We start from the raw sequence: 20,308 nt of genomic DNA, 5'->3' as shown, positions 1-20,308 counted from the left end.
AAATCCGCCGTTCTGTTTTGTGGATCGAATTGGTTTTGTGGGACCGAACTGGAGAGGCTCATCCCCTGAGCGCCCTATAACAGAGCTTGGGGTTTTTTGGGTTTGGCCTAAATAAACATCTGCGCCACACAGTTAAATGCAAAGCAGATGACAATGCCGCATACCGTGGGTATCAAAAAGGACATAATTGTCCATTTCAGGCTTCCCGATTCCTTGCGTATGGTGAGCAGGGTGGTGGTACAGGGCCAGTGCATTAAGGAGAAAAGCATGGTGCTCACAGCGGTTATCCAGGTCCAGCCGTTGTTTACCAGCAGTTCCTTTAACTGTGTAAGGCTTTCAAAATCCAGGATGCTTCCCTGGGCCATGTATGCCATGATGATAATGGGGATCACGATCTCATTGGCCGGAAGCCCCAGGATAAATGCCATGAGGATAACTCCGTCCATGCCCAGCATATGGGCGAAGGGGTCCAGAAAACCGGAACAATGTGCCAGAAGGGTGATCCCTCCCACCTGTACATTGGCCATGATCCATATGAGAAGTCCTGCAGGAGCGGCCACGACAATGGCCCTTCCCAGCACAAACAAGGTGCGGTCAAAGATGGAGCGCACGATCACCTTGCCGATCTGGGGACGCCGGTAGGGAGGAAGCTCCAGGGTAAAGGAGGAGGGCATTCCCTTTAAAACAGTCATGGACAGGGCCTTGGAGACCGCAAAGGTCATAAATACGCCCAGAACAATGAACATTGTCAGGAGCAGGGCTGATAAAAGGGATTCAAAGGCACCTCCGGATACCCCCACAAAAAACATGGATATAATGGCGATCAGGGTGGGGAACCTTCCGTTGCAGGGCACAAAATTGTTGGTGATCATGGCAATGATCCGTTCCCTTGGGGAATCGATGATGCGGCATCCCACAATACCGGCCGCGTTGCATCCAAATCCCATGCACATGGTAAGAGCCTGCTTGCCGCAGGCATGGCAGCTTTTAAATGGTTTATCCAGATTATAGGCGATCCTGGGCAGGTAGCCGGAGTCCTCTAACAGGGTGAACAGGGGGAAGAAGATCGCCATGGGGGGCAGCATTACGGATACCACCCATGCCAGTACCCGGAACACTCCAAGGATCAGCAGGCCGTGGAGCCACTGGGGAGCGCCCATGGCCATAAATGCTTCTGTCAAAAGGTCCTGGACCCTAAACAGCGCATCGGCCAGCATCTGAGACGGATAATTGGCTCCGGTGATGGTCAGCCAGAACACCACAGCCAGCATTCCGATCATCACAGGATATCCTGTAAAGCGGCTGGTGAGTACATGGTCTAACTTCCTGTCCCCTTCGTTGTAGCCGTTTTTGTTAAAATGAACCGTATCCCGGCATACCTTTTCCGCAGAGGCCACCAATGCAGCTACCACGCGGTCCTTGAGGATTTCCCTTGTAACACCGTATTTGGCCAGATGACCGTTAGCCTGCTCCAGGGCCTGGGCCACCTGGGGCTTCTCAAGTATATTCTCTCCCAGGTATTCCTTCAGCTCCTTCATAAGGGAGGGATCGCTGTCCAAAAGCTTTAAGGTCAGCCATCTGGAATTCAGCTTTCCTCCCACCTGTGCCCTTACTGCCGGCTCCGCCATGGAGATGGCTTGCTCTATGATGGGGGAATATTGGATCTGAAAATGGCCGGATCCGCCGGTGTTGATGATGGGGACCGCCATGGAGGATTCCATGGACTGGGCGCTTGGGTCATCCTCAGATTTCCCCGCCGGATCCTTGGGCAGGGGATCGTCCGCCGGATCGTCCGCCGGGGAATCCATAAAATCTTCCATCAGGTCATCCACCAAATCCTCCATCGGATCATCCTCCGGGTCAGCGATTGGATCATTTATCGGATGATCTGCCGGATCAGAGATCGGATCATCCGGCAGATTATCCGCCTGGTCCGCTGCCGGTTGCCCTACCAGTTCATCCAGTTTTGCCAGAAAACGTTCCAGGCTCTTTTTCTTTCTGGCAACCGTGCCCACCACAGGCACGCCCAGTTTTTCGGAGAGCAGATCCAGGTCAATGGTAATGTTCTTGCGCGCGGCTTCATCCAGCAGGTTTACGCATACAAGGACCCGGTCCGATATTTCCATGGTCTGGAGGACCAGGTTCAGATTCCGTTCCAGGCAGGTTGCATCGCAGACCACTACTACACCATCGCTTTTTCCAAAGCAGATAAAATTGCGGGCCACTTCCTCCTCGGCCGAATGGGCCATAAGGGAATAGGTTCCGGGAATATCCACCAGGACATACCCGTTTTTTCCGGTTTTGCAGTACCCCTGGGCATTGGTTACGGTTTTGCCCGGCCAGTTTCCCGTGTGCTGGTTCATGCCGGTCAGGTTGTTGAACAGGGTGCTCTTTCCAACATTTGGATTACCCGCTATGGCAATGACTTTATCTTCAGGTGTCTGTTTTTTGATCTCCAAACCGGAATCGACAGCGCCCATTCCGACAGATTGTTTGGTCAGCCCCATTTTAATACTCCTTTAAATTTTTTTAGATGATTATTCATAAATCAGGATATTCCTGCAATCCTCAGAACGTATGGCAATGACGGCGCCCCGGATCAGGTAGGCGCAGGGATCTCCAAGAGGGCTCTTTCCCAGGCACTCCACCTCTGTGTCCTCTACCAGACCAATATCCAAAAGCCTTCTGCGGATGCTCCCATTGGCGGTAAGCTCCTTGATGCGCGCCCTCTGACCGGGCTTTATATCATTCAGACAATGAAATTCTTTCATAATTACAATACCTCGCAATAAATTAGGATAAGGAAACATTTTCTTACTCATAGTGTATTGCAGGAGGTGGACTTTGGTTACAAACAAGGATATAAATCATGAAAATAATGGATTCGATCTGGGAAATGAAGGGTTCTATACATTGAAGGGATACGAACGGTCCAGTGGGGACCAGCTGACCTCCTCCATGGAGGATTATCTGGAAATGATCTGCCGCATGGAGGAAGAGGGACTCCCCATCCGGGTGAGCCTGCTGGCTCAAAGCCTCCATGTGCGCCCTTCCTCCGCCTCCAAGATGCTGGATAACCTGAGAACAGGGGGATATATTGATTTTAGGAAATACGGAAGCATCATGGTTACGGATAAGGGGCATGAGGCAGGGCGCTATCTGCTTCACCGCCACCGGGTGCTCCATGATTTTTTCTGTGCTCTGAACCACACAGACTGCGAATTGGAACAGGTGGAGAAAATTGAACATTTCATTAACCGGAAAACGGTGGAAAACATGGAACGGATCATTACATTTCTCAGAGAAATGCCTTAGAATGCAATTTTCAAACACGCTCTGGAATTATACAGAGAAATATTGTATAATGGGGAGTATGCAAAATGATAAAAGGAGAGACCATATGAGTGAAGACAATTATGTGGAGTGGCTGGTAAAGAGAAAAGATCCGGGCTACGCTGTTCCTGTAAAGATCCTGATGATCGTGCTCTGTATTTTTTCTGTGCTGACAGCGCTGCAGACAGTTCTGGGTGTAATCATCATGCTGGCAGTGGGAGCTGCCACCTATTTTGTATTTCTTAACATGAGCGTGGAGTATGAATACCTTTTTGCTGAGGGAGGTCTGTCCGTGGACCGCATTATGGGAAGGGCCAGAAGGAAAAGGGTGTTTGATTGTGACAAGGAGGATGTTCAGATTGTGGCTCCGGCAGATTCCTTTGTGCTCAAGGATTATGAGAGACAGGGAGCCAAGATAAAGGATTTTTCCTCGGGCCGCAGGGACGCCAAGGTCTATGCCATGATGTACCAGAAGGGCGCTGAGAACTATAAGGTTCTGTTTGAGCCCAATGAGAAGATGATCGGGGCCATGCGCAGGGCATATCCGCGCAAAGTGGTGGTATAAACCATATGATATGTGACAGATTAAAAGAAGGACGGTATCCATACTGAGGAATCAGTACCGATACCGCCCTTTTCCATTCCGGGGTGATCCGGATTTTGCACGTATGCAGGCTGTAATTATTGCGGGTTAAAACTCCTTTTTCCCGTAGATGAACAGGCAGATAAAATAGGAGATGATAAACAGGGCCACGGACAGGATAAGAGCCCCCAGGCCGAATGCGATCAGATGGTCTGCCCGCAGCCCTATGTGGCTTCCCCTTCTAACCATGATGACGGCTGTAAAAAAGATGAGGGCGAACAGCACACTGGGGATGTAGCGGGCCTTTTCCACGCCCAGCCACATGGACAGGGGCAGGGAAAGGGCAGTGTAGAACAGGGAAATGCCCGCGCCCACAGCCAGGGTGGCGGCTATGGAAGGAATAAAATCCGGTTCCATTCCTCCTGTGCGGATCAGCCAGGCAATTGCGACCACAAACGTGGAGACAACCGCGGACATGACAAGGAGCAACAGGGACATGATATATTTTTCCTGAACCATATTTGCCCTGGTCAGGGGCATACTTAAGGCGTAGGTATCCCACCGGGCCTGCTTATCATAGGAGGCCAGAGTGAAGATATGCATGGCGCTTACCATCATGCACAGTGATATGAGTATCAGTCCCCCGTCATCCCTGGGAAGGAAGACCAGCCCCCATATGAGCAAAATAAACATCAGGCTTTTGCCATTCTGTTTCAGACAATATAAATCTTTTATCAGCAGTCCCATCATTGTTTTTGCCCCCTTATATAAAATAACATGATCTCTTCGATGTTGGCCCGGTCAATGATCAGATCCGGGTAAAGCTCACTGACTTCCTGTCTGCTGCGGACCAGACATTCTGCCTGATAGGCATTGTGCCGGACCCCTACGATATCCAGGCCTTTAAGCTCATTAAGGTCCCCGGCCCCGCACTTGATGATGCCCATGTCATCCATAAGAAAATCCTTTTCTTCTGAAAACAGGATCTCACCATCGTGGATCATGGTAATGTAGTCGGCTACCTTATCCAGGTCGCTGGTGATATGGGAGGAGATCAGGATGGAATGTTCCCCGTCCTCGATGAATCCAAAGAAGATATCCAGGATCTCATCCCGGATAATGGGGTCCAGGCCGCTGGTAGCCTCATCCAGGATAAGAAGCTTGGGATGATGGCTCAGTGCGGCTGCAATGGATAGTTTCATCATCATTCCCTTGGAATATTCCTTGATCTTCTTTTTCTCCGGAAGGGAAAATGTCTTTAAATAATCTAAGAACAGGTTCTGGTCCCAGCTGCCATAGACCCGTTTCATTATGTTGGATACCTGGATGGCATTGAGAAATTCGTGAAAATGGCTCTCACCCAGGATGACTCCGATCTGCTCCCTGATCTCTTTTCCACTGGTATCCAGATCCTTCCCAAGGATCTCAATGGTTCCGCTGTCACGCCGGACAAGGTCCAGCATGGCCTTGATCGTGGTTGACTTTCCGGCGCCGTTTTCACCGATCAGACCCATGATGGAGCCTTTGGGCAGGGAAAGATTCACATCTTTCAGGGAAAAGTCTTTGTATGTTTTGGAAAGACCTCTGATATTGATCGCATTCTCCATGGACGTCTCCTCACTCTCCATTATAAATAAGCTCCAGCACTTCCACCAGTTCCTTTAACGGAATACCGCTTTTCTTGGCCAGTTCCGCGGCTTTGGCAAGATACTCCTCGGCAATCCGCAGATTTCCTTCCCGGATGACCTCCGTATCCTTGGCCGCCACAAAACTGCCCTTGCCTGTTATTGTTTCAATAAAGCCTTCCTGCTCCAGATCGTTGTATGCCCGCTTGGTGGTGATCACGCTGATCCGCAGCTCCTTTGCAAGGGCCCGCATACTTGGAAGGGGATCACCTGCACTGAGCTGGCCGCTGATGATCATGTTCTTGATCTGGGATGTTATCTGCTCGTAGATGGGCTTTCCGCTGGAGTTACTGATAATGATATTCACTGCTTTGCCTCCGTGCCATTAACTGGCCATCTGTGCCTAATGTTTTTATTGTATATACTCTATATATACAATATACTATGTATAGACAGATCTGTCAAGAGGGAAGATAAGTCTCTTTCCATCAGGAAGCCAATCGTAAAACAGGGGAAATAATATTAGAAAGGCTGATTGAGGCCTATAAGTAAAATGAATGAATGATTCCATTTGATTTGATTTGACAAGCATGATAAAATTTGCTAGTATTAGATACTAATAAGAAAGAGACAGTTCAAGCACTATCTTACAGATACCCTCAGTGACAGTAACGCGGCAGAACCGCAAATCTGTGGTGCAAAACCGTGTGTTCCCTTGTCCGCTGAGGATAAGTTTCTTGCAAAACAAATTCAATTCAAACACGCAGAAAGAGAGGAACTTTAAAATGGGTACAATAATCGGCGAAGGCATAACCTTTGATGATGTACTTCTGGTACCATCCTATTCAGAAGTGATTCCCAACCAGGTAGACCTGACAACAAACCTGACCAAGAAGATTAAATTAAACATTCCGTTAATGAGCGCCGGCATGGATACGGTTACAGAGCACCGCATGGCGATTGCCATGGCCAGACAGGGCGGTATCGGTGTGATCCATAAGAATATGTCCATAGATGATCAGGCGGAGGAAGTGGACCGCGTAAAGCGTTCGGAGAACGGCGTTATCACAGACCCATTTTACCTTTCACCCGAGCACACATTAAAGGATGCCAATGATCTGATGGCAAAGTTCCGTATTTCCGGCGTACCGATCACAGAGGGTAAGAAGCTGGTTGGTATCATTACCAACCGTGACCTGAAGTTTGAGGAGGATTTTGACCGCCCCATCAGGGAGTGCATGACCACCAGGAACCTGGTCACTGCAAAGGAAGGCGTTACCCTGAAGGAGGCCAAGGCGATCCTGGCCAAGGCAAGGGTGGAGAAACTTCCCATTGTGGATGATGATTTTAACTTAAAAGGGCTTATTACAATTAAAGATATTGAGAAGCAGATCAAGTACCCGCTGTCCGCAAAGGACGAACAGGGGCGTCTTCTGTGCGGCGCTGCCGTGGGTATCACAGCCAATGTACTGGAGAGGGTAGAGGCATTGGTAAAGGCAAAAGTGGACGTGATCGTGCTGGATTCCGCACATGGTCATTCCGCTAATGTGATCCGCTGCGTAAAGATGATCAAGGACGCATTTGCGGACCTGCAGATCGTGGCAGGCAATGTGGCTACCGCAGAGGCCACCAAAGATCTGATCGAGGCAGGCGCTGACTGTGTGAAGGTTGGGATCGGACCCGGCTCCATCTGTACCACCCGTGTGGTCGCAGGCATTGGCGTGCCCCAGGTTACAGCTGTTATGAACTGCTATAAGGTGGCGAAGGAATACGGCGTGCCCATTATCGCAGACGGAGGGATCAAGTACTCCGGCGATGTGACAAAGGCAATTGCGGCAGGCGGAAGCGTGTGTATGATGGGAAGCATCTTTGCAGGATGCGATGAGAGCCCGGGAACATTTGAACTGTATCAGGGACGTAAGTATAAGGTATACCGCGGCATGGGTTCCATCGCAGCCATGGAGAACGGAAGCAAGGACCGTTACTTCCAGTCAGACGCCAAGAAACTGGTGCCTGAGGGCGTGGAAGGCCGTGTGGCGTACAAGGGATTGGTGGAGGACACCGTATTCCAGCTTCTGGGCGGACTTCGCTCCGGCATGGGATACTGCGGCGCATCCGACATCCCCACCCTTCAGGAAACAGCCAGATTTGTGAAGATCTCCGCTGCCTCTTTGAAGGAAAGCCATCCCCATGATATTCATATTACAAAAGAGGCTCCAAACTATTCAATTGAAGAATAACCTTGAATGGTATATAATGATACCCGGCGGGACGTGTTTGTTCCGGCGGGTATTTTTATGAGAAAGGAAGATAAGGCGATGAGAACAGAGGCCAGGATGACCACGCTTTGTTATATAGAAAAGGACGGCGCATATCTTATGCTGCACCGCGTCAGCAAAAAGCATGATGTGAATAAGGATAAATGGATCGGTGTGGGAGGCCATTTTGAACATAATGAGAGCCCGGAGGAGTGCCTGCTGCGGGAGGTGAGGGAGGAGACAGGGCTGACCCTCACTTCATGGAGATTTAGGGGGCTGATCACTTTCATGGCAGACGGCTGGGATACCGAGTACATGTGTCTGTATACTGCGGACAAATATGAGGGGGAAATGATCTCCTGCAACGAGGGCGTGCTGGAATGGGTAAAGAAGGAGGATGTGCTGGGTCTGAACCTCTGGGAGGGGGATAAGATCTTCTTCCGTCTGATGAATGAGGACAGGCCGTTTTTTTCACTGAAGCTGTCCTACCATAACGATTGTCTGGTGGAAGCAGCCCTTGACGGGCAGAGGATGGAGCTCTTTGATATACTGGATGACCATGGGGAGAGGACCGGAAGGGTAAGGGAGAGGACCATGGTCCATCTGGACGGTGATATCCATGGGACTGCCCATATTTGGATCGTGCGCAAGGGGCCCTATGGCGGTTTCGACCTGCTGCTCCAGAAGCGGAGCAGATGTAAGGATTCCTATCCGGGGTGTTATGATATCTCCGCCGCTGGACATGTCCAGGCAGGGGATGATTTCCTTCCCACCGCTCTCAGAGAGCTTAAGGAGGAATTGGGTATTGAGGCATCGCAGGAGGACCTGGAATTTGCAGGCATCCATACAGGTTATATGGAAGAAGAATTTTACGGCAGCATGTTTAAGGACAGTGAGTACAGCCATGTATACGTATACCGCAGGCCGGTGGAGGCTGAGAACCTTAAGCTCCAGGAGGAAGAGGTGGAAAGCGTTATGTGGATGGGACTAGATGAGTGCATGGAAGCTGTGAGGGAGGCCGCGCTGCCCAATTGCCTGTACATGGATGAACTGGAACTTCTAAAGGGATATCTGGAGGGACATCCCCAGGGGGGTATGCAGGGGCATTCCTAAGGGTGCATGCAGGGGCATAAGCAGGAGTATGAGCAAGGGCAGGAGTGTATGCAGGGGCATAAGCATGAATAGGAGTGTAATCAAGAGTATCCAGCCTGATCCTTCGGAAAAAGGGACGTCAGGGGGAGGGGAGCATGAGTGTGAAGAATAATATTTTACTGCGTACCAATATTTTTGTGTGTACCATCATTATACTGGGATTTGCAGTTACGTCCATAACCAGTTACCGTGCCAACATCGGGGTATTTGAAAAGGATGTGGAGGATGTAACGGACCTGGCGTCCGAGGGCATTTATTATAAGATCGATTCTATTTTTACAAAACCGGTAAATGTCTCCCTTACCATGGCCAATGACAGTCTTTTAAAGGAATTTCTGGCAGAAGAACAATCGCGTATGGAGGATGAGACATTTATCAAAAGCATGCGGGACTATTTGTATGCCTACAGGGAAAAATATGCCTATGATTCCGTATTCCTTGTCTCCGCCCAGACAGGCCGTTATTATCATTTTAATGGACTGGACCGGGTACTGGAACAGGGGAATCCGGAGAATACATGGTATTATGATTTTATTGCAGATCCTCATGAATATTCCCTGAATATCGATAATGACGAGGCCGGCGACAATGAGATCACCATATTCATCAACTGTAAGATCAAGGACCGAGATGGAACCGTGATGGGCGTTGTGGGTGTGGGGTTCAGGGTGGATTATCTCCAGGAACTGCTAAAAAGCTATGAGGATGAATTTAATGTCCGGGCCCGACTGGCGGATGAGAACGGTGTGGTGGAGATATCCACCCATCACACGTCCTATGAGCCGGTAAACCTGTTTGATGATGGGAGTTATGATGATATGCGGGATCAGCTGCTTTCAGGCAGGGAGGAGATGCAGACTTTCTGGCATACAGCCGACAGGAGCAGGGGATATATGGTATCCCGTTACATTGAGAACCTGGACTGGTATCTTCTGGTGGAGAATGATACCACAGACCTGAACCGGCACATGAAGGAATCCCTGGAACAGGGGATTGCGGTCATATTGATGATCGTGGCAGGGGTCCTGTTCACCATCACCACGGTAATCCGCCGGTACAATGCCCAGATCATTGAACTTACAACTGCCCGTGAGCGGGAATATAATAAGATACGCCAGGACGCGGCAAAAGAGCTGTACGAGAATATCTATGAGCTGGACATTACCCACAACTGCGCAGTGGGGGAGAACACGGAGCGGTACTTTGAGAGCCTGGGAGTACCGGTAAAAACCCCTTACAGTGAAGCGCTGAACATAATTGCGGATAAACAGATCAAAGAGGAATACCGCCGGGGCTATGTGGACACATTTTCCCCGGAACATGTGATGGAAGTATACTCCCAAGGCGTTAAGAGCCTTACCTATGACTTTATGATCACCAATAATGGGAGCGACTATTATTGGATGCGGATTATGGCCTGCATCTATTTCTGGAGCGAGGACAATTCCGTGCGCATGACGATCTACCGCCAGAATATTGATGAGGTGAAGCGGCAGGAAACAAAGCTGTTTGAGCAGATGCAGAGCGATCCGCTGACAGGGCTATATAACAAGGCGGCAACAGAGGAGATGATCAGCGAACAGGTGAAGGGGGCGGAACCGGGCAGCTCCTATGCCTTCCTTATTCTGGATATTGATAATTTTAAACATGTCAATGATACACTGGGCCATTCCGCCGGTGATTTTGTCATTTCCCAGTTTGCACAAAACATCCAGTCCCATTTCAGGGAGGGCGATATTGTGGGGCGGATCGGAGGAGACGAGTTTGCCGTATTCATTCCCTTTACAGGCATAGAGAGCCTTGAAAAGAAGGTGCAGCAGCTGGTTGCGGACCTGCATACCTGCATTACCACGGAGGCAGGGAAATGCAATGTCTCCGCCAGTGTGGGAATTGCAATCTATCCTGGATCAGGCATGGATTTTGAAACCTTATATAAAAATGCCGACCTGGCTTTGTACAAGACAAAAAAACGGGAGAAAAACGGATATACGGTATTTAAAAAATAATAACTTTTTTGTAAGTTTATCGTCAGAAATAGTTGTTTTTTGTAACCTGGAAGTATGGTATACTGATTAGTACATTGTCCTGTGGAGGGCATTTCATATGCTTTCCTGCACAGGACGGTGTACTTATTTTGTTTTTCAGAGGATATATGTGATAGGAGAGGTAGCCAGATGCGATCAAAACAATGGAAATCATTTTTATGTATATGTACAAGCTGCGCCCTGCTGATGAGCACGGCAGTGTACGCAAACCCCGTGGTTATCGCCCCATTGGAGGAAAGCCAGGTGGCATCCGTCCAGTCAGGGGGACAGTCGGGAAGCCCTGCGTCCAACCAGGGGCCATCGGGCAGCGGGGATGCAGGCACGGTATCTTCCAGCGGACCTGCTGCTGACAACACAGCCGGACAGCCCTCATCCGGCGCCTCTCCCACAGAGGCCGGGAATGGGATAAGCCCAGGGGCGCCGGGGACCGGAAGCCAGGGAAATACGGGAAATAATACAACAGGAAATAACATAACAGGAAATAACGTAACAGGAAATATCGGTACCGTGGACACATCCGCGATCCAGCAGCCGGTGGTTGCAGCTGAGGGTGCGGTCCTTATGGACGCGGCTACCGGAAACGTCCTGTTTTCCAAAAACGGAGAAACCAAGTATTATCCGGCCAGCATCACCAAACTTATGACAGCCCTTTTGGTGGCTGAAAACTGCGGGCTGGACGACAAGGTTACATTTTCTGCCACTGCTACCACCAATCTGGAGTCGGGTGCGGTATCCATCAACATGACGGAGGGGGATGTGATGACCGTCCGCCAGTGCCTGTATGCCCTGCTTCTCAAATCCGCCAACGAGGTGGGGAATGCATTGGCCGAGCATGTGGCAGGCAGCAATGTCCAGTTTGCCGAGAAAATGAACGCCAAAGCGGCTGCCCTGGGGTGTACCAATACACATTTTACAAATCCCCATGGGCTTAATGACTCCAACCACTACACAACGCCCCATGACATGGCGCTGATTGCAAGGGCTGCTTTTCAGAATGATATTGTAAAGACCGTTGCCTCTACCCGTACATACAGTCTGCCCGCCACCATTAAGAACCCGTCCGGGCTTACCGTGTCCATTGGACACAAGATGCTCAACCCCAGCGATTCCAGATACTATGAAGGGGTGATCGGCGGAAAGACCGGCTATACCTCCAAGGCAGGCAACACCCTTGTGACAGCAGCGGAAAAAGATGGGGTAAGGCTGATCGCGGTAGTCATGAAGGCTAAATCCACCCACTACACGGATACTAAGTCCATGTTTGACTATGGATTTGAACTGGCCAAGGCAGGGGCTCTGGGCAGTTCAAACAGCAGCGGGACAGGCCCAAGCAGCACTGGAAATGCAGGCAATGGGACCGTGGGAAACAGCAGTACAGGGACGAATAATACAGCAACGAACAATACAGGAACAAACAGCACAGAAAACAGCGGTCCGGGGACCGCAGCCGGCCAGGGGTGGGTCCAGGATGCCACCGGATGGTATTACGTGAAGGACAACGGCTCCAAGGCGGTCAATGAATGGCTGACACTGGACGGGGTTTCTTACTGGATTGATTCCAACTCCTATATGGCTAAGGGATGGAGACAGATCAACGGAATCTGGTATTTCCTGCGCTCCAACGGAGCCATGGCAAAGAACCAGTGGGAGAAGGTAGATGAGAATGGTCTGTGGTTCTATCTGGGACCGGACGGTGCCATGCTGACTAACACCACTACGCCGGATGGGCATTATGTGGGGAGTGATGGGGCTTGGGTGGAGTAAGATGAGATAGTAGAGTATATTTTGAATTCAGAACAAAAGCAAATATGATTTTGAGGCATCATATATTGATGTATTATCATATCAGTAGAGAAAGTATACTATACCACTTGAAAAATGTAACAGAACGAAATCCCGGAGAGCGGAAACTCTTCGGGATTTCTTTTTAATGTACCTGAAAAATTACTCAACAGGCAATGCAGTATAGGTCAATGTGTCAGGATTCCTCAGATATATGTAAGCCATCTGGGAGACTACGGTATTCAGTGGGAGTCAGACCGGTCAGTTTTTTAAAATTACGTATAAAAGTCTGTTGATTATTAAAGCCTACAAAGGCTGCTACTTCAGCAATAGTTATTTGTGTTGTGCAGAGTAGTTCTTTCGCGTGTTCAATGCGCAGACCAGACAAATATGTGATGATATCGCATCCTGTTTCTTTTTTAAATAGTTTGCTTGTATAAGCTGGGCTGCATCCGATATAGGTGGCCATGGTTTCAAGAGAAATGTCCGAATTATAATTCTCACTCATCCATTTTATCAGATGGTCAATCTTTACTTTCCCTTTATTAGCGCTGGCTGCCAGAACAAGGCCGCATACATCCTGAACAAGGGGTAGAAGAAGTTGACCAAAATCATGAACTTTTGCCATTCTGTTCAGATCTTCCAGAACCTGTTCTTGAAGTTTTACACAGTCTGCATAAATAACAGGCATATCTTTTGTTGTCTCTATTATTACATTGATAATTTGTGATGCTGTTTCCTTTACTGATGCAACAGAGGTATTGGGATTGGCGTGGATAACGGAAAAATAGGACTTTAGAAAGTCCTCGGCCTCCGGTGATTTGCCCAGGCGGATATATCTGGAAAGAAGTTGTTGCTTGTTATAATCGAACTGTACTTCCGAACGCTGAAACTCTTCATAGCAATAGGGAATGATCAGATGATTATGGATCTTGTGATTTAAAAGTTCCGCGGCAGCGCTATAGGATTGATGAAGCTCTTCAATGGAAGACGTGATGGTTCCAAAAGCGATTATGGGAGGTTTATCATTGCCGGAAGCACAAACACTTTGCAGTACACCCCCCAATTTATTCATACCCAAAAGACGGATGTCATCTGAGTGTGTCTTAGACATATCCAATATACCAACAATTGTTCCGGGATTTTCCCATAACCAATAAGACGGAAAATAGTTGTCCGAAGCGGTCTGGCATGTATGCAGCAGATTTTTTTGGGCATCGCTGAACTCGGATTTGTGGAGATTGTAAAAGAGCTGGATGGAAACCGGAACCTGTATTAACACAACAGACACACACTTCAATCGTTCTTCAAGTTTCAAAAAGGCAATACTTTTTACAATGCCTTCTTTTCTGTAATCTGTTCCGCAACACAAGTCAAGTAGTAGCTTTGACTGGAGAACCTGCTGATTAAGATCTAGAATGGAACGCAATGCAGCTATCTCTTTTTGGTCATGCGAATATGTCACAAGGAGAGAACGATATCTTTTGTAGAATATATATGCAATGCCAGACACTGCCATTAATAAAAAAATAGCAATCAGGACCTCCATGGTTGTTCCTCCCTGTAATGTTAAAGAATAAGAATTTATTTGGTTTTATTATAGTATATAAAATTTGAAAAGACAAGATTTGGACATTGAGAAACAGTATAAAGTAAAAGCAAAAGCATAAGGAACATCTTAAGATGTAGTGGCCTATTTCGTAAAATGCAAATAAAAAACGAAATATACAGCATGAAAAGTACAGAATTTGTTAATAAAAGCAGATAATGACTATATACTTTTTGATGCCTCGGAGCTAGTTTATAGGAGTAGGAAGCTGCTGGCAGTAAATAATACCTAAGATCGTCAGAATCAATTTTGATATGGCAGAAAGAAGGATAAAGTGAAAGCGTTTATGATTGAGGATACCAGATTTGCCGGTTTTATTGAGGTGGAAGAACCGCAGATCTGCAGCCCTACCGCTGTCAAAGTACAAGTTGAGTCAGTTGGTATATGTGGAACAGATATTAAAATTTATGAGGGACATCATTCTCTATCCATGGGACAAAAAAGGATACCTGGACATGAGTTTGCCGGGGTTGTCACAGAGATAGGAGGGCAAGTTAAGGGCTTAAAGAAAGGAGACCGTGTTGTCCATGAGCCGATCTCGTATTGCGGCCAATGCTACGCCTGTTTAAAAGGTGAAGGAAATGTGTGTGCACAAGTGAAAGTGACAGGCTGCAATATGTCCGGGGGACTGGAAGAATACTTTGTGTCAGATGAGCGGCAGTGGCACAGGATTCCTGACTGGATCAGCTGGAATGAAGCTGCATTGATCGAACCTTATACCATAGCGGCACAGGTATGTGCCCGGGCTGAACTGGCACCAGAAGACACATTGCTGATATATGGGGCTGGACCTATTGGTCTCATGCTTGCAGATACGGCTATACATATGGGGGCAATGGTAATGATTAGTGAAATTAGTGACGGAAGGCTTAGAATGGCCAGAGAAATTGGAATACCATATGTAATAGATTCCACCAGGGATAATCTCAGGGAGCGGGTCATGGAACTGACCGGAGGCTATGGACCTAACATTATTGCGGACTGCGCAGGTATCGTGCAGTTGGATGAGGAAGCGATTGACATGCTGTCCCCATGCGGAAGATTCGTGCCGGTAGCGGCTGTGCCCTTTATGTTTGATGGCTATAAGGCCATGAGAAAGCAGTTGAAAATCGTGGCTTCAAGACTTCAAATGCATCAGTTTGCACCTGTGATTTCAAATTTTAGGCAGTATCAGGAGCACGCGGACAGGATAATTACGGATGTTTTTGATTTCAGGGATACAAAAAAGGCCTTTGCCCTTGCCGGCCAAAGGCGTCCTGAGACGGGGAAGATTGTTCTTCGTTTTAACAAATACATGGATTAATGGAGGAATCGGTTATGGATACGGTTGTGGTGGTTTATACCTCTATGGGAGGCCTGATTAACACTATGAAAAAAGAACTTTCAGCAGCGCTGCCGGATTGCAGGATAGTAAATATCGCAGATGACAGTCTGATCAGGGAGGTTGTGGAACACGGCAGAGTCACGGACAGGGTGAGGGAACGCATGATGCATTACTTCCAGGCTGCTGCCAGGTGGGATCCCAAAGTGATCATCAGCGCCTGTTCTTCTGTGGGAGAGGTTGCGGAAGCGGCAGATAAAATACTGAGTGTACCGGTTATCCGTATAGACAGGGCCATGATTAAAAAGGCTTTACAGCATGGGGATAGAATTGGCGTGGTGGCATCCCTGGCGACCACCATGGAGCCTACGGCATCTTATATTCGCCGCCTGGCCTCAGATATGGGGAGGAATGTCCGGGTGATCGGCAGAGTGGCACAGGGGGCATATGAGGCTAACAGTCAGGGACGACCGGAACTTCATGACGATCTTATCAGAAAAGAAGCAGAGGTCATGGCGGGAGAGGTGGACGTATTGATTCTAGCGCAGGGTTCCATGGCGGGAATGGAAGCATCTCTCAAGAAAGACACAGGATTGCCGGTATATGCAAGTCCATGTCTTTGTGTAAAGGAAGTGCAGGAGATATGTGAGGTGAACAGATGATAAAGTTGACAGAGGAAAGAGAAAAAGAGTTGGAAGCACTTTGTCGCCAGTTTCGGATTGACATTATATCAATTCTTCATGAATTGCAGACAGGACACGCGGGAGGCTCGCTGTCAGAGTGCGAAATCCTTGTAACGCTGTACATGGAGTGCGCCAATATTTCAAAAGAAAACCAGTATGACAGCGGCAGGGACAGGATTGTACTTTCCAAAGGACATGGAGCGCCCATGCTTTACCGTTGCCTTTGTGAAAAAGGCTTTTTTCCAAAGGAGGAAATGCATACATTAAGGCAGCCGGGCAGCCGCCTTCAGGGGCATCCCTGTTCTGCGAAAACCCCGGGAGTGGAGTTGTCCACAGGACCTTTAGGCATTGGGCTGTCGGCATCAGTAGGAATGGCTTGCGCCAACCAGCTTATGGGGAACGATGCCTATGTATTTACCGTGATGGGTGACGGGGAATTAAATGAAGGGACGATATGGGAAGCGGCCATGTCTGCGGTGAAGTTCAGATGCGACCATTTGATCGGTATTGTGGATTGGAATAAAGTTCAGTTAGATGGGACCACGGCCCAGGTCATGCCCATGGATCATATGGAGGAGCGCTGGAAATCATTTGGGTGGAATGTCCTGACATGTGACGGACATAAGATAGCCGGGATTTATACGGCCATTGAGAAGGCAAAAAGCATGAGAAATGGGAAACCATGTGTGATTCTCGCAGATACTATTAAGGGAAAAGGGGTATCTTTTATGGAAGGTACAAATAAATACCATGGAAAGGCTGTATCAGATGAAGAATACGCGCAGGCAATGAAAGAACTGGGAGGTATAAAGTGATGGGAATGGCGTTAAGGGATATTTACGGTGAAAGTCTTGTTAAATATGCTGGTCTTAATGACAGGGTAGTAGTTCTGGACGCCGACCTCTCAAACAGCAGCAAGACCTGTATGATGGCAGCGGCCTATCCTGAGAGGGCATTTGATGTAGGAATTGCAGAAAGCAATATGGCCGCCATGGGGGCCGGATTTGCTTGCAGCGGATTCATTCCATTTGTCAATACCTTTGCCACACTGGCGTCTTCCATGTGTGCATTATCCGCTAAGGCACTGATTGGATATTCTGGATTGAATGTGCGTATCGTAGGTTCTAACAATGGCCTGGGAGGAGGATATGATGGAGCCACACACCATGCGATCGAGGATATTAACGTGATGCGGGGAATTCCCGGAATGCTGGTCATGTCGCCCTCCGATGGCATTATGCTGGATTGGATGGTGAAAATGCTGGTGGAGGATTATAAAGGACCAGCCTATGTCAGCATACCCAGAAACGGATATAAAAACATCTATGATACAGGAGAAAACTTTAAAATTGGAAAAGCAAAGCAGCTTTCGGAAGGAAAGGATGCGGCTATCTTTGCCGTAGGACTATCTGTTTACAGGGCCGGTAAGGCGGTGGAAATTCTTGCGGCTCAGGGAATCAGGGCCAGACTGTTTGATATGTTTACAATAAAACCGCTGGACAGAGAGACTGTGATCCGTGCAGCGGGTGAAACGGGAGCAGTGGTTATTGTGGAGGAACATTCAATTATTGGCGGGCTAGGAACCGCGGTACTGGAAGTCCTGGCAGAGGAGAAGATCCAGGCAGAGATATCCAGACTCGGAATACGTGACTGCTACACAGAGAGCGGGAGCTATGAGGAACTTGTGGAGATATTTGGCCTTGGAACCGATTCGATTGTTAATGAGGTCCGCAGTGTGGTTTCCAGAAAGGAGGATATGGAATGCGGGAGGAGATAAGGGATTTATATAAAAAGAGCTATGAATTGCGGCTCGATGCTGTTAAAATGGTTTATCATGCCAAAACAGGCCATGCGGCTCCCAGTCTATCCATGGCAGATTTGATTACGGCAATGTACTTTTACATTTTGAAGCTTGATCCGGCCGATCCGGGCTTAAAGGACAGGGACAGGTTTGTCTTATCCAAAGGGCACGCATGCCCCATCTACTATGCGGCTTTGGCTAAACGGGGATTCTTTCCTGAGAAGGATCTGATGGAATACAGGAAGTTAAACAGCAGTCTGCAGGGACATCCCGATATGCGCAAGTGCCCGGGGGTGGATATGACCACAGGCTCTCTTGGAAATGGATTGGCGGCCTCACTGGGGATGGCCCTGATTGGGAAGAAGAACAGGAGCAGTCATTATGTCTATGTTATCTGCGGCGATGGGGAGCTCCAGGAAGGAATTGCATGGGAAAGCGCTATGTATGCCGGAAATGCGCATCTTGATCATCTGATATGGATTGTGGATTGCAATGGCCTGCAGTCAGGGGGAAGGGTTGCCGATATTCAGGATTTGGGGAATCTGGAGATGAAATTCAAAAGTTTTGGATGGGATACTCAAACCATTGACGGCCATAACATGGAGGAGATCCTGGACGCAGTTACTACAGCTAAAGCTGCTAAAGGAACCCCTTCTGTGATCATAGCCAAAACAGTAAAGGGAAAGGGCGTATCCTATATGGAAGACCAGTATCTATGGCATATGAAAGCACCCAATGATGAGGAATATAAAATTGCAGTTGAGGAGCTGGCAGAGGAGGCAGGGAAATATGAATAAGATGGTTTCTACACGGACAGGCTTTGGTACGGGACTGGTAGAGCTGGCAGGAATGCGGGATGATGTAGTAACTACTTCGGCAGACACCTATCGTTCGTTTGCCCTGAATAAATTTGTAGAGAAGTACCCGGACCGGTATTTTGAGTTTGGAATTGCCGAACAGGGGATGTTGACAGCTTCCGCCGCCATGGCGGCAGAAGGCTGCTGTGTCTTTTCCGTGGGTTACAGCCCCTTCCTCTCTATGCGCGGGCTGGAGCAGATACGTACATTTGCCGCATATCCCAACCTCAATGTAAAGGTGGCCGCGGGTCTGTCTGGACTGTCAGGGGATACGGACGGGGTAACACATCAGGGCACAGAGGATATCGGAATTGTCAGGACTATCCCCAATATGGCGCTGCTTTGTCCTGCGGATGCGGTTGCTGCAAAGGCATTTGTGAAAATGGCAGCAGATCTTCAGGGGCCGGTTTATCTGCGCCTCGGGAGGGGGGCAACACCTGTAGTTTATAAAGAAAATCAGAGGTTTGAGTTTGGAAAGGCAATACATGTCCGTTGCTATGGCAGGGAGGCGGTGATCGTGGCCTGTGGTCCTTGTGTGGCTGAAGCTGCTAGGGCAGCTGACCAGCTGAAAGAAGATGGGATTATGGTTACGGTTCTGGATATGTATACGATAAAACCGCTGGATGTAGATACCCTAGCGGGCTGCTGTGAAGGGGCCGGGAGCGTCATAACAGTGGAGGATGGTACGGTCTGTGGTTTGGGAAGCGCTGTGGCTGAGGCGCTGGTGGAACATAATGTACATCCGAAGCATTTTAAAAGGTTAGGAATGACAACATTTGGGACAGCAGGAAGCCTTCCTGAACTGTTGGGCTTTTTTGGCCTGGATTCCAAAGGTATTGTGGAGAGTGTCCAAAGCCTTCAATAGATGGCAGATAGAATAAGCCTGCAAATAAAAAGTCAAGCTAAATTTTAAAGAACATTGAAAAATTTATACAGGTTGAAAAGTGGGTATCAAAATAAGACCGCCAGGATATGCCGGTCTAAAAACAGGTTTTACGTGTTGGTTATTCCGATGCCGGAAGAGAAGCAAGATATTCTTTCACTCGCCCATAGTAAATACGTAAAAATTTATTGGCACCTGCGGTCATGTAAACATAGTAAGGTTTACCTTGTGCGCGCTTCTTGTCCATGAATAGATAAACGGGATCATCCGGTTTGGTTTTAATTAGAACATCCATGACCTGGTACAGTGTTTTGCGTAAAGCGGGTGAGCCATGCTTGGAAACATGCACACTCTTCTGAGAATAATCCCCGGAATC

18 protein-coding genes and 1 pseudogene are annotated in these 20,308 nt (G+C 48.4%); 12 read left to right on the top strand and 7 right to left on the bottom strand.

From position 1 onward, the window contains the following. Positions 1-107 precede the first annotated feature (107 nt). On the bottom strand, positions 108-2,507 hold the full coding sequence (feoB, locus tag HMPREF9469_RS21910; RefSeq protein WP_007866930.1) for a ferrous iron transport protein B: 2,400 nt from the start codon (positions 2,505-2,507) through the stop codon (positions 108-110). 30 nt (positions 2,508-2,537) lie between these two features. After that, complete coding sequence (locus HMPREF9469_RS21905) at positions 2,538-2,771, bottom strand: FeoA family protein (protein ID WP_007866928.1); 234 nt, start codon at positions 2,769-2,771, stop codon at positions 2,538-2,540. A 187-nt stretch (positions 2,772-2,958) separates the two neighbouring features. On the opposite strand from HMPREF9469_RS21905, the gene HMPREF9469_RS21900 reads away from it, so the two are divergent. After that, a complete protein-coding gene (locus tag HMPREF9469_RS21900) occupies positions 2,959-3,315 on the top strand; it encodes a metal-dependent transcriptional regulator (protein ID WP_082082489.1) in 357 nt (118 codons plus the stop codon). 85 nt (positions 3,316-3,400) lie between these two features. Continuing rightward, positions 3,401-3,898 carry a DUF6106 family protein gene (locus HMPREF9469_RS21895; protein ID WP_007866924.1) on the top strand — a complete coding sequence of 166 codons (498 nt, stop codon included), beginning with the start codon at positions 3,401-3,403 and terminating at the stop codon, positions 3,896-3,898. Positions 3,899-4,024: 126 nt separating this feature from the next. Here HMPREF9469_RS21895 and HMPREF9469_RS21890 read toward each other — a convergent pair whose 3' ends face one another. From HMPREF9469_RS21890 to HMPREF9469_RS21880, 3 genes are read right to left on the bottom strand one after another with little or no spacing between them, the layout of a single operon-like run. Next, entirely contained in the window at positions 4,025-4,666 is a 642-nt protein-coding gene (locus HMPREF9469_RS21890) for an ABC-2 transporter permease (RefSeq protein WP_007866923.1), read from the bottom strand. Beyond that, positions 4,663-5,523: an ABC transporter ATP-binding protein gene (locus HMPREF9469_RS21885; RefSeq protein ID WP_007866922.1), complete on the bottom strand. Its 861-nt coding sequence runs from the start codon at positions 5,521-5,523 to the stop codon at positions 4,663-4,665. The genes HMPREF9469_RS21890 and HMPREF9469_RS21885 overlap by 4 nt, the downstream gene beginning before the upstream one ends. 10 nt (positions 5,524-5,533) lie before the next feature. Continuing rightward, on the bottom strand, positions 5,534-5,908 hold the full coding sequence (locus tag HMPREF9469_RS21880; protein WP_007866921.1) for a GntR family transcriptional regulator: 375 nt from the start codon (positions 5,906-5,908) through the stop codon (positions 5,534-5,536). Positions 5,909-6,326: 418 nt separating this feature from the next. Between HMPREF9469_RS21880 and guaB the strand changes: the two genes are divergently transcribed. The 4 genes from guaB (at position 6,327) to HMPREF9469_RS21860 (ending at position 12,760) form a co-directional block, all read left to right on the top strand. After that, positions 6,327-7,781 (top strand): IMP dehydrogenase, encoded by a 1,455-nt coding sequence (guaB, locus tag HMPREF9469_RS21875; RefSeq protein WP_007866920.1) that lies wholly within the window; start codon positions 6,327-6,329, stop codon positions 7,779-7,781. Between the two features lie 57 nt (positions 7,782-7,838). After that, entirely contained in the window at positions 7,839-8,912 is a 1,074-nt protein-coding gene (locus HMPREF9469_RS31480; RefSeq protein WP_330363689.1) for an NUDIX domain-containing protein, read from the top strand. Between the two features lie 134 nt (positions 8,913-9,046). Further along, positions 9,047-10,957, top strand: coding sequence for a sensor domain-containing diguanylate cyclase (locus tag HMPREF9469_RS21865; protein ID WP_007866918.1), 1,911 nt, complete (start codon positions 9,047-9,049; stop codon positions 10,955-10,957). Positions 10,958-11,125: 168 nt separating this feature from the next. After that, positions 11,126-12,760, top strand: coding sequence for a serine hydrolase (locus HMPREF9469_RS21860; RefSeq protein ID WP_007866917.1), 1,635 nt, complete (start codon positions 11,126-11,128; stop codon positions 12,758-12,760). 214 nt (positions 12,761-12,974) lie between these two features. Here the strand turns inward: HMPREF9469_RS21860 and HMPREF9469_RS21855 are convergent, their stop codons facing one another. Next, positions 12,975-14,327 carry a helix-turn-helix transcriptional regulator gene (locus HMPREF9469_RS21855; protein ID WP_007866915.1) on the bottom strand — a complete coding sequence of 451 codons (1,353 nt, stop codon included), beginning with the start codon at positions 14,325-14,327 and terminating at the stop codon, positions 12,975-12,977. Positions 14,328-14,661: 334 nt separating this feature from the next. Between HMPREF9469_RS21855 and HMPREF9469_RS21850 the strand changes: the two genes are divergently transcribed. From HMPREF9469_RS21850 to HMPREF9469_RS21825, 6 genes are read left to right on the top strand one after another with little or no spacing between them, the layout of a single operon-like run. Further along, positions 14,662-15,690: a zinc-dependent alcohol dehydrogenase gene (locus tag HMPREF9469_RS21850; RefSeq protein WP_007866913.1), complete on the top strand. Its 1,029-nt coding sequence runs from the start codon at positions 14,662-14,664 to the stop codon at positions 15,688-15,690. A gap of 14 nt (positions 15,691-15,704) precedes the next feature. Beyond that, positions 15,705-16,370 (top strand): aspartate/glutamate racemase family protein, encoded by a 666-nt coding sequence (locus HMPREF9469_RS21845; protein ID WP_007866911.1) that lies wholly within the window; start codon positions 15,705-15,707, stop codon positions 16,368-16,370. A 5-nt stretch (positions 16,371-16,375) separates the two neighbouring features. Further along, entirely contained in the window at positions 16,376-17,206 is an 831-nt protein-coding gene (locus tag HMPREF9469_RS21840; RefSeq protein WP_195415366.1) for a transketolase, read from the top strand. Continuing rightward, complete coding sequence (locus tag HMPREF9469_RS21835; protein ID WP_007866907.1) at positions 17,206-18,168, top strand: transketolase family protein; 963 nt, start codon at positions 17,206-17,208, stop codon at positions 18,166-18,168. The genes HMPREF9469_RS21840 and HMPREF9469_RS21835 overlap by 1 nt, the downstream gene beginning before the upstream one ends. Beyond that, positions 18,153-18,989 (top strand): transketolase, encoded by an 837-nt coding sequence (locus HMPREF9469_RS21830; protein WP_007866906.1) that lies wholly within the window; start codon positions 18,153-18,155, stop codon positions 18,987-18,989. The genes HMPREF9469_RS21835 and HMPREF9469_RS21830 overlap by 16 nt, the downstream gene beginning before the upstream one ends. Then, on the top strand, positions 18,982-19,914 hold the full coding sequence (locus tag HMPREF9469_RS21825; RefSeq protein ID WP_007866905.1) for a transketolase family protein: 933 nt from the start codon (positions 18,982-18,984) through the stop codon (positions 19,912-19,914). Before HMPREF9469_RS21830 ends, HMPREF9469_RS21825 begins: the two co-directional genes overlap by 8 nt. A 139-nt stretch (positions 19,915-20,053) precedes the next feature. Here the strand turns inward: HMPREF9469_RS21825 and HMPREF9469_RS21820 are convergent. Then, positions 20,054-20,308 (bottom strand): annotated as a pseudogene (locus HMPREF9469_RS21820) (IS110 family RNA-guided transposase); the annotation flags it as partial.

The sequence above is a fragment of the [Clostridium] citroniae WAL-17108 genome, from assembly GCF_000233455.1.
GTDB lineage: Bacteria > Bacillota > Clostridia > Lachnospirales > Lachnospiraceae > Enterocloster > Enterocloster citroniae.
This window is presented reverse-complemented; position numbering and strand designations above follow the sequence as displayed.

Excerpts from the sequence above, each read along its gene's own strand:
- HMPREF9469_RS21835 (WP_007866907.1), top strand. The coding sequence starts at position 17,206 with ATGGGAATGGCGTTAAGGGATATTTACGGTGAAAGTCTTGTTAAATAT.
- HMPREF9469_RS21825 (WP_007866905.1), top strand. The coding sequence starts at position 18,982 with ATGAATAAGATGGTTTCTACACGGACAGGCTTTGGTACGGGACTGGTA.
- HMPREF9469_RS21860 (WP_007866917.1), top strand. The coding sequence starts at position 11,126 with ATGCGATCAAAACAATGGAAATCATTTTTATGTATATGTACAAGCTGC.
- HMPREF9469_RS21890 (WP_007866923.1), bottom strand. The coding sequence starts at position 4,666 with ATGATGGGACTGCTGATAAAAGATTTATATTGTCTGAAACAGAATGGC.
- HMPREF9469_RS21865 (WP_007866918.1), top strand. The coding sequence starts at position 9,047 with ATGAGTGTGAAGAATAATATTTTACTGCGTACCAATATTTTTGTGTGT.
- HMPREF9469_RS21900 (WP_082082489.1), top strand. The coding sequence starts at position 2,959 with ATGGAGGATTATCTGGAAATGATCTGCCGCATGGAGGAAGAGGGACTC.
- HMPREF9469_RS31480 (WP_330363689.1), top strand. The coding sequence starts at position 7,839 with ATGAGAAAGGAAGATAAGGCGATGAGAACAGAGGCCAGGATGACCACG.
- HMPREF9469_RS21845 (WP_007866911.1), top strand. The coding sequence starts at position 15,705 with ATGGATACGGTTGTGGTGGTTTATACCTCTATGGGAGGCCTGATTAAC.
- HMPREF9469_RS21855 (WP_007866915.1), bottom strand. The coding sequence starts at position 14,327 with ATGGAGGTCCTGATTGCTATTTTTTTATTAATGGCAGTGTCTGGCATT.
- feoB (WP_007866930.1), bottom strand. The coding sequence starts at position 2,507 with ATGGGGCTGACCAAACAATCTGTCGGAATGGGCGCTGTCGATTCCGGT.
- HMPREF9469_RS21830 (WP_007866906.1), top strand. The coding sequence starts at position 18,153 with ATGCGGGAGGAGATAAGGGATTTATATAAAAAGAGCTATGAATTGCGG.
- HMPREF9469_RS21895 (WP_007866924.1), top strand. The coding sequence starts at position 3,401 with ATGAGTGAAGACAATTATGTGGAGTGGCTGGTAAAGAGAAAAGATCCG.
- HMPREF9469_RS21905 (WP_007866928.1), bottom strand. The coding sequence starts at position 2,771 with ATGAAAGAATTTCATTGTCTGAATGATATAAAGCCCGGTCAGAGGGCG.
- guaB (WP_007866920.1), top strand. The coding sequence starts at position 6,327 with ATGGGTACAATAATCGGCGAAGGCATAACCTTTGATGATGTACTTCTG.
- HMPREF9469_RS21885 (WP_007866922.1), bottom strand. The coding sequence starts at position 5,523 with ATGGAGAATGCGATCAATATCAGAGGTCTTTCCAAAACATACAAAGAC.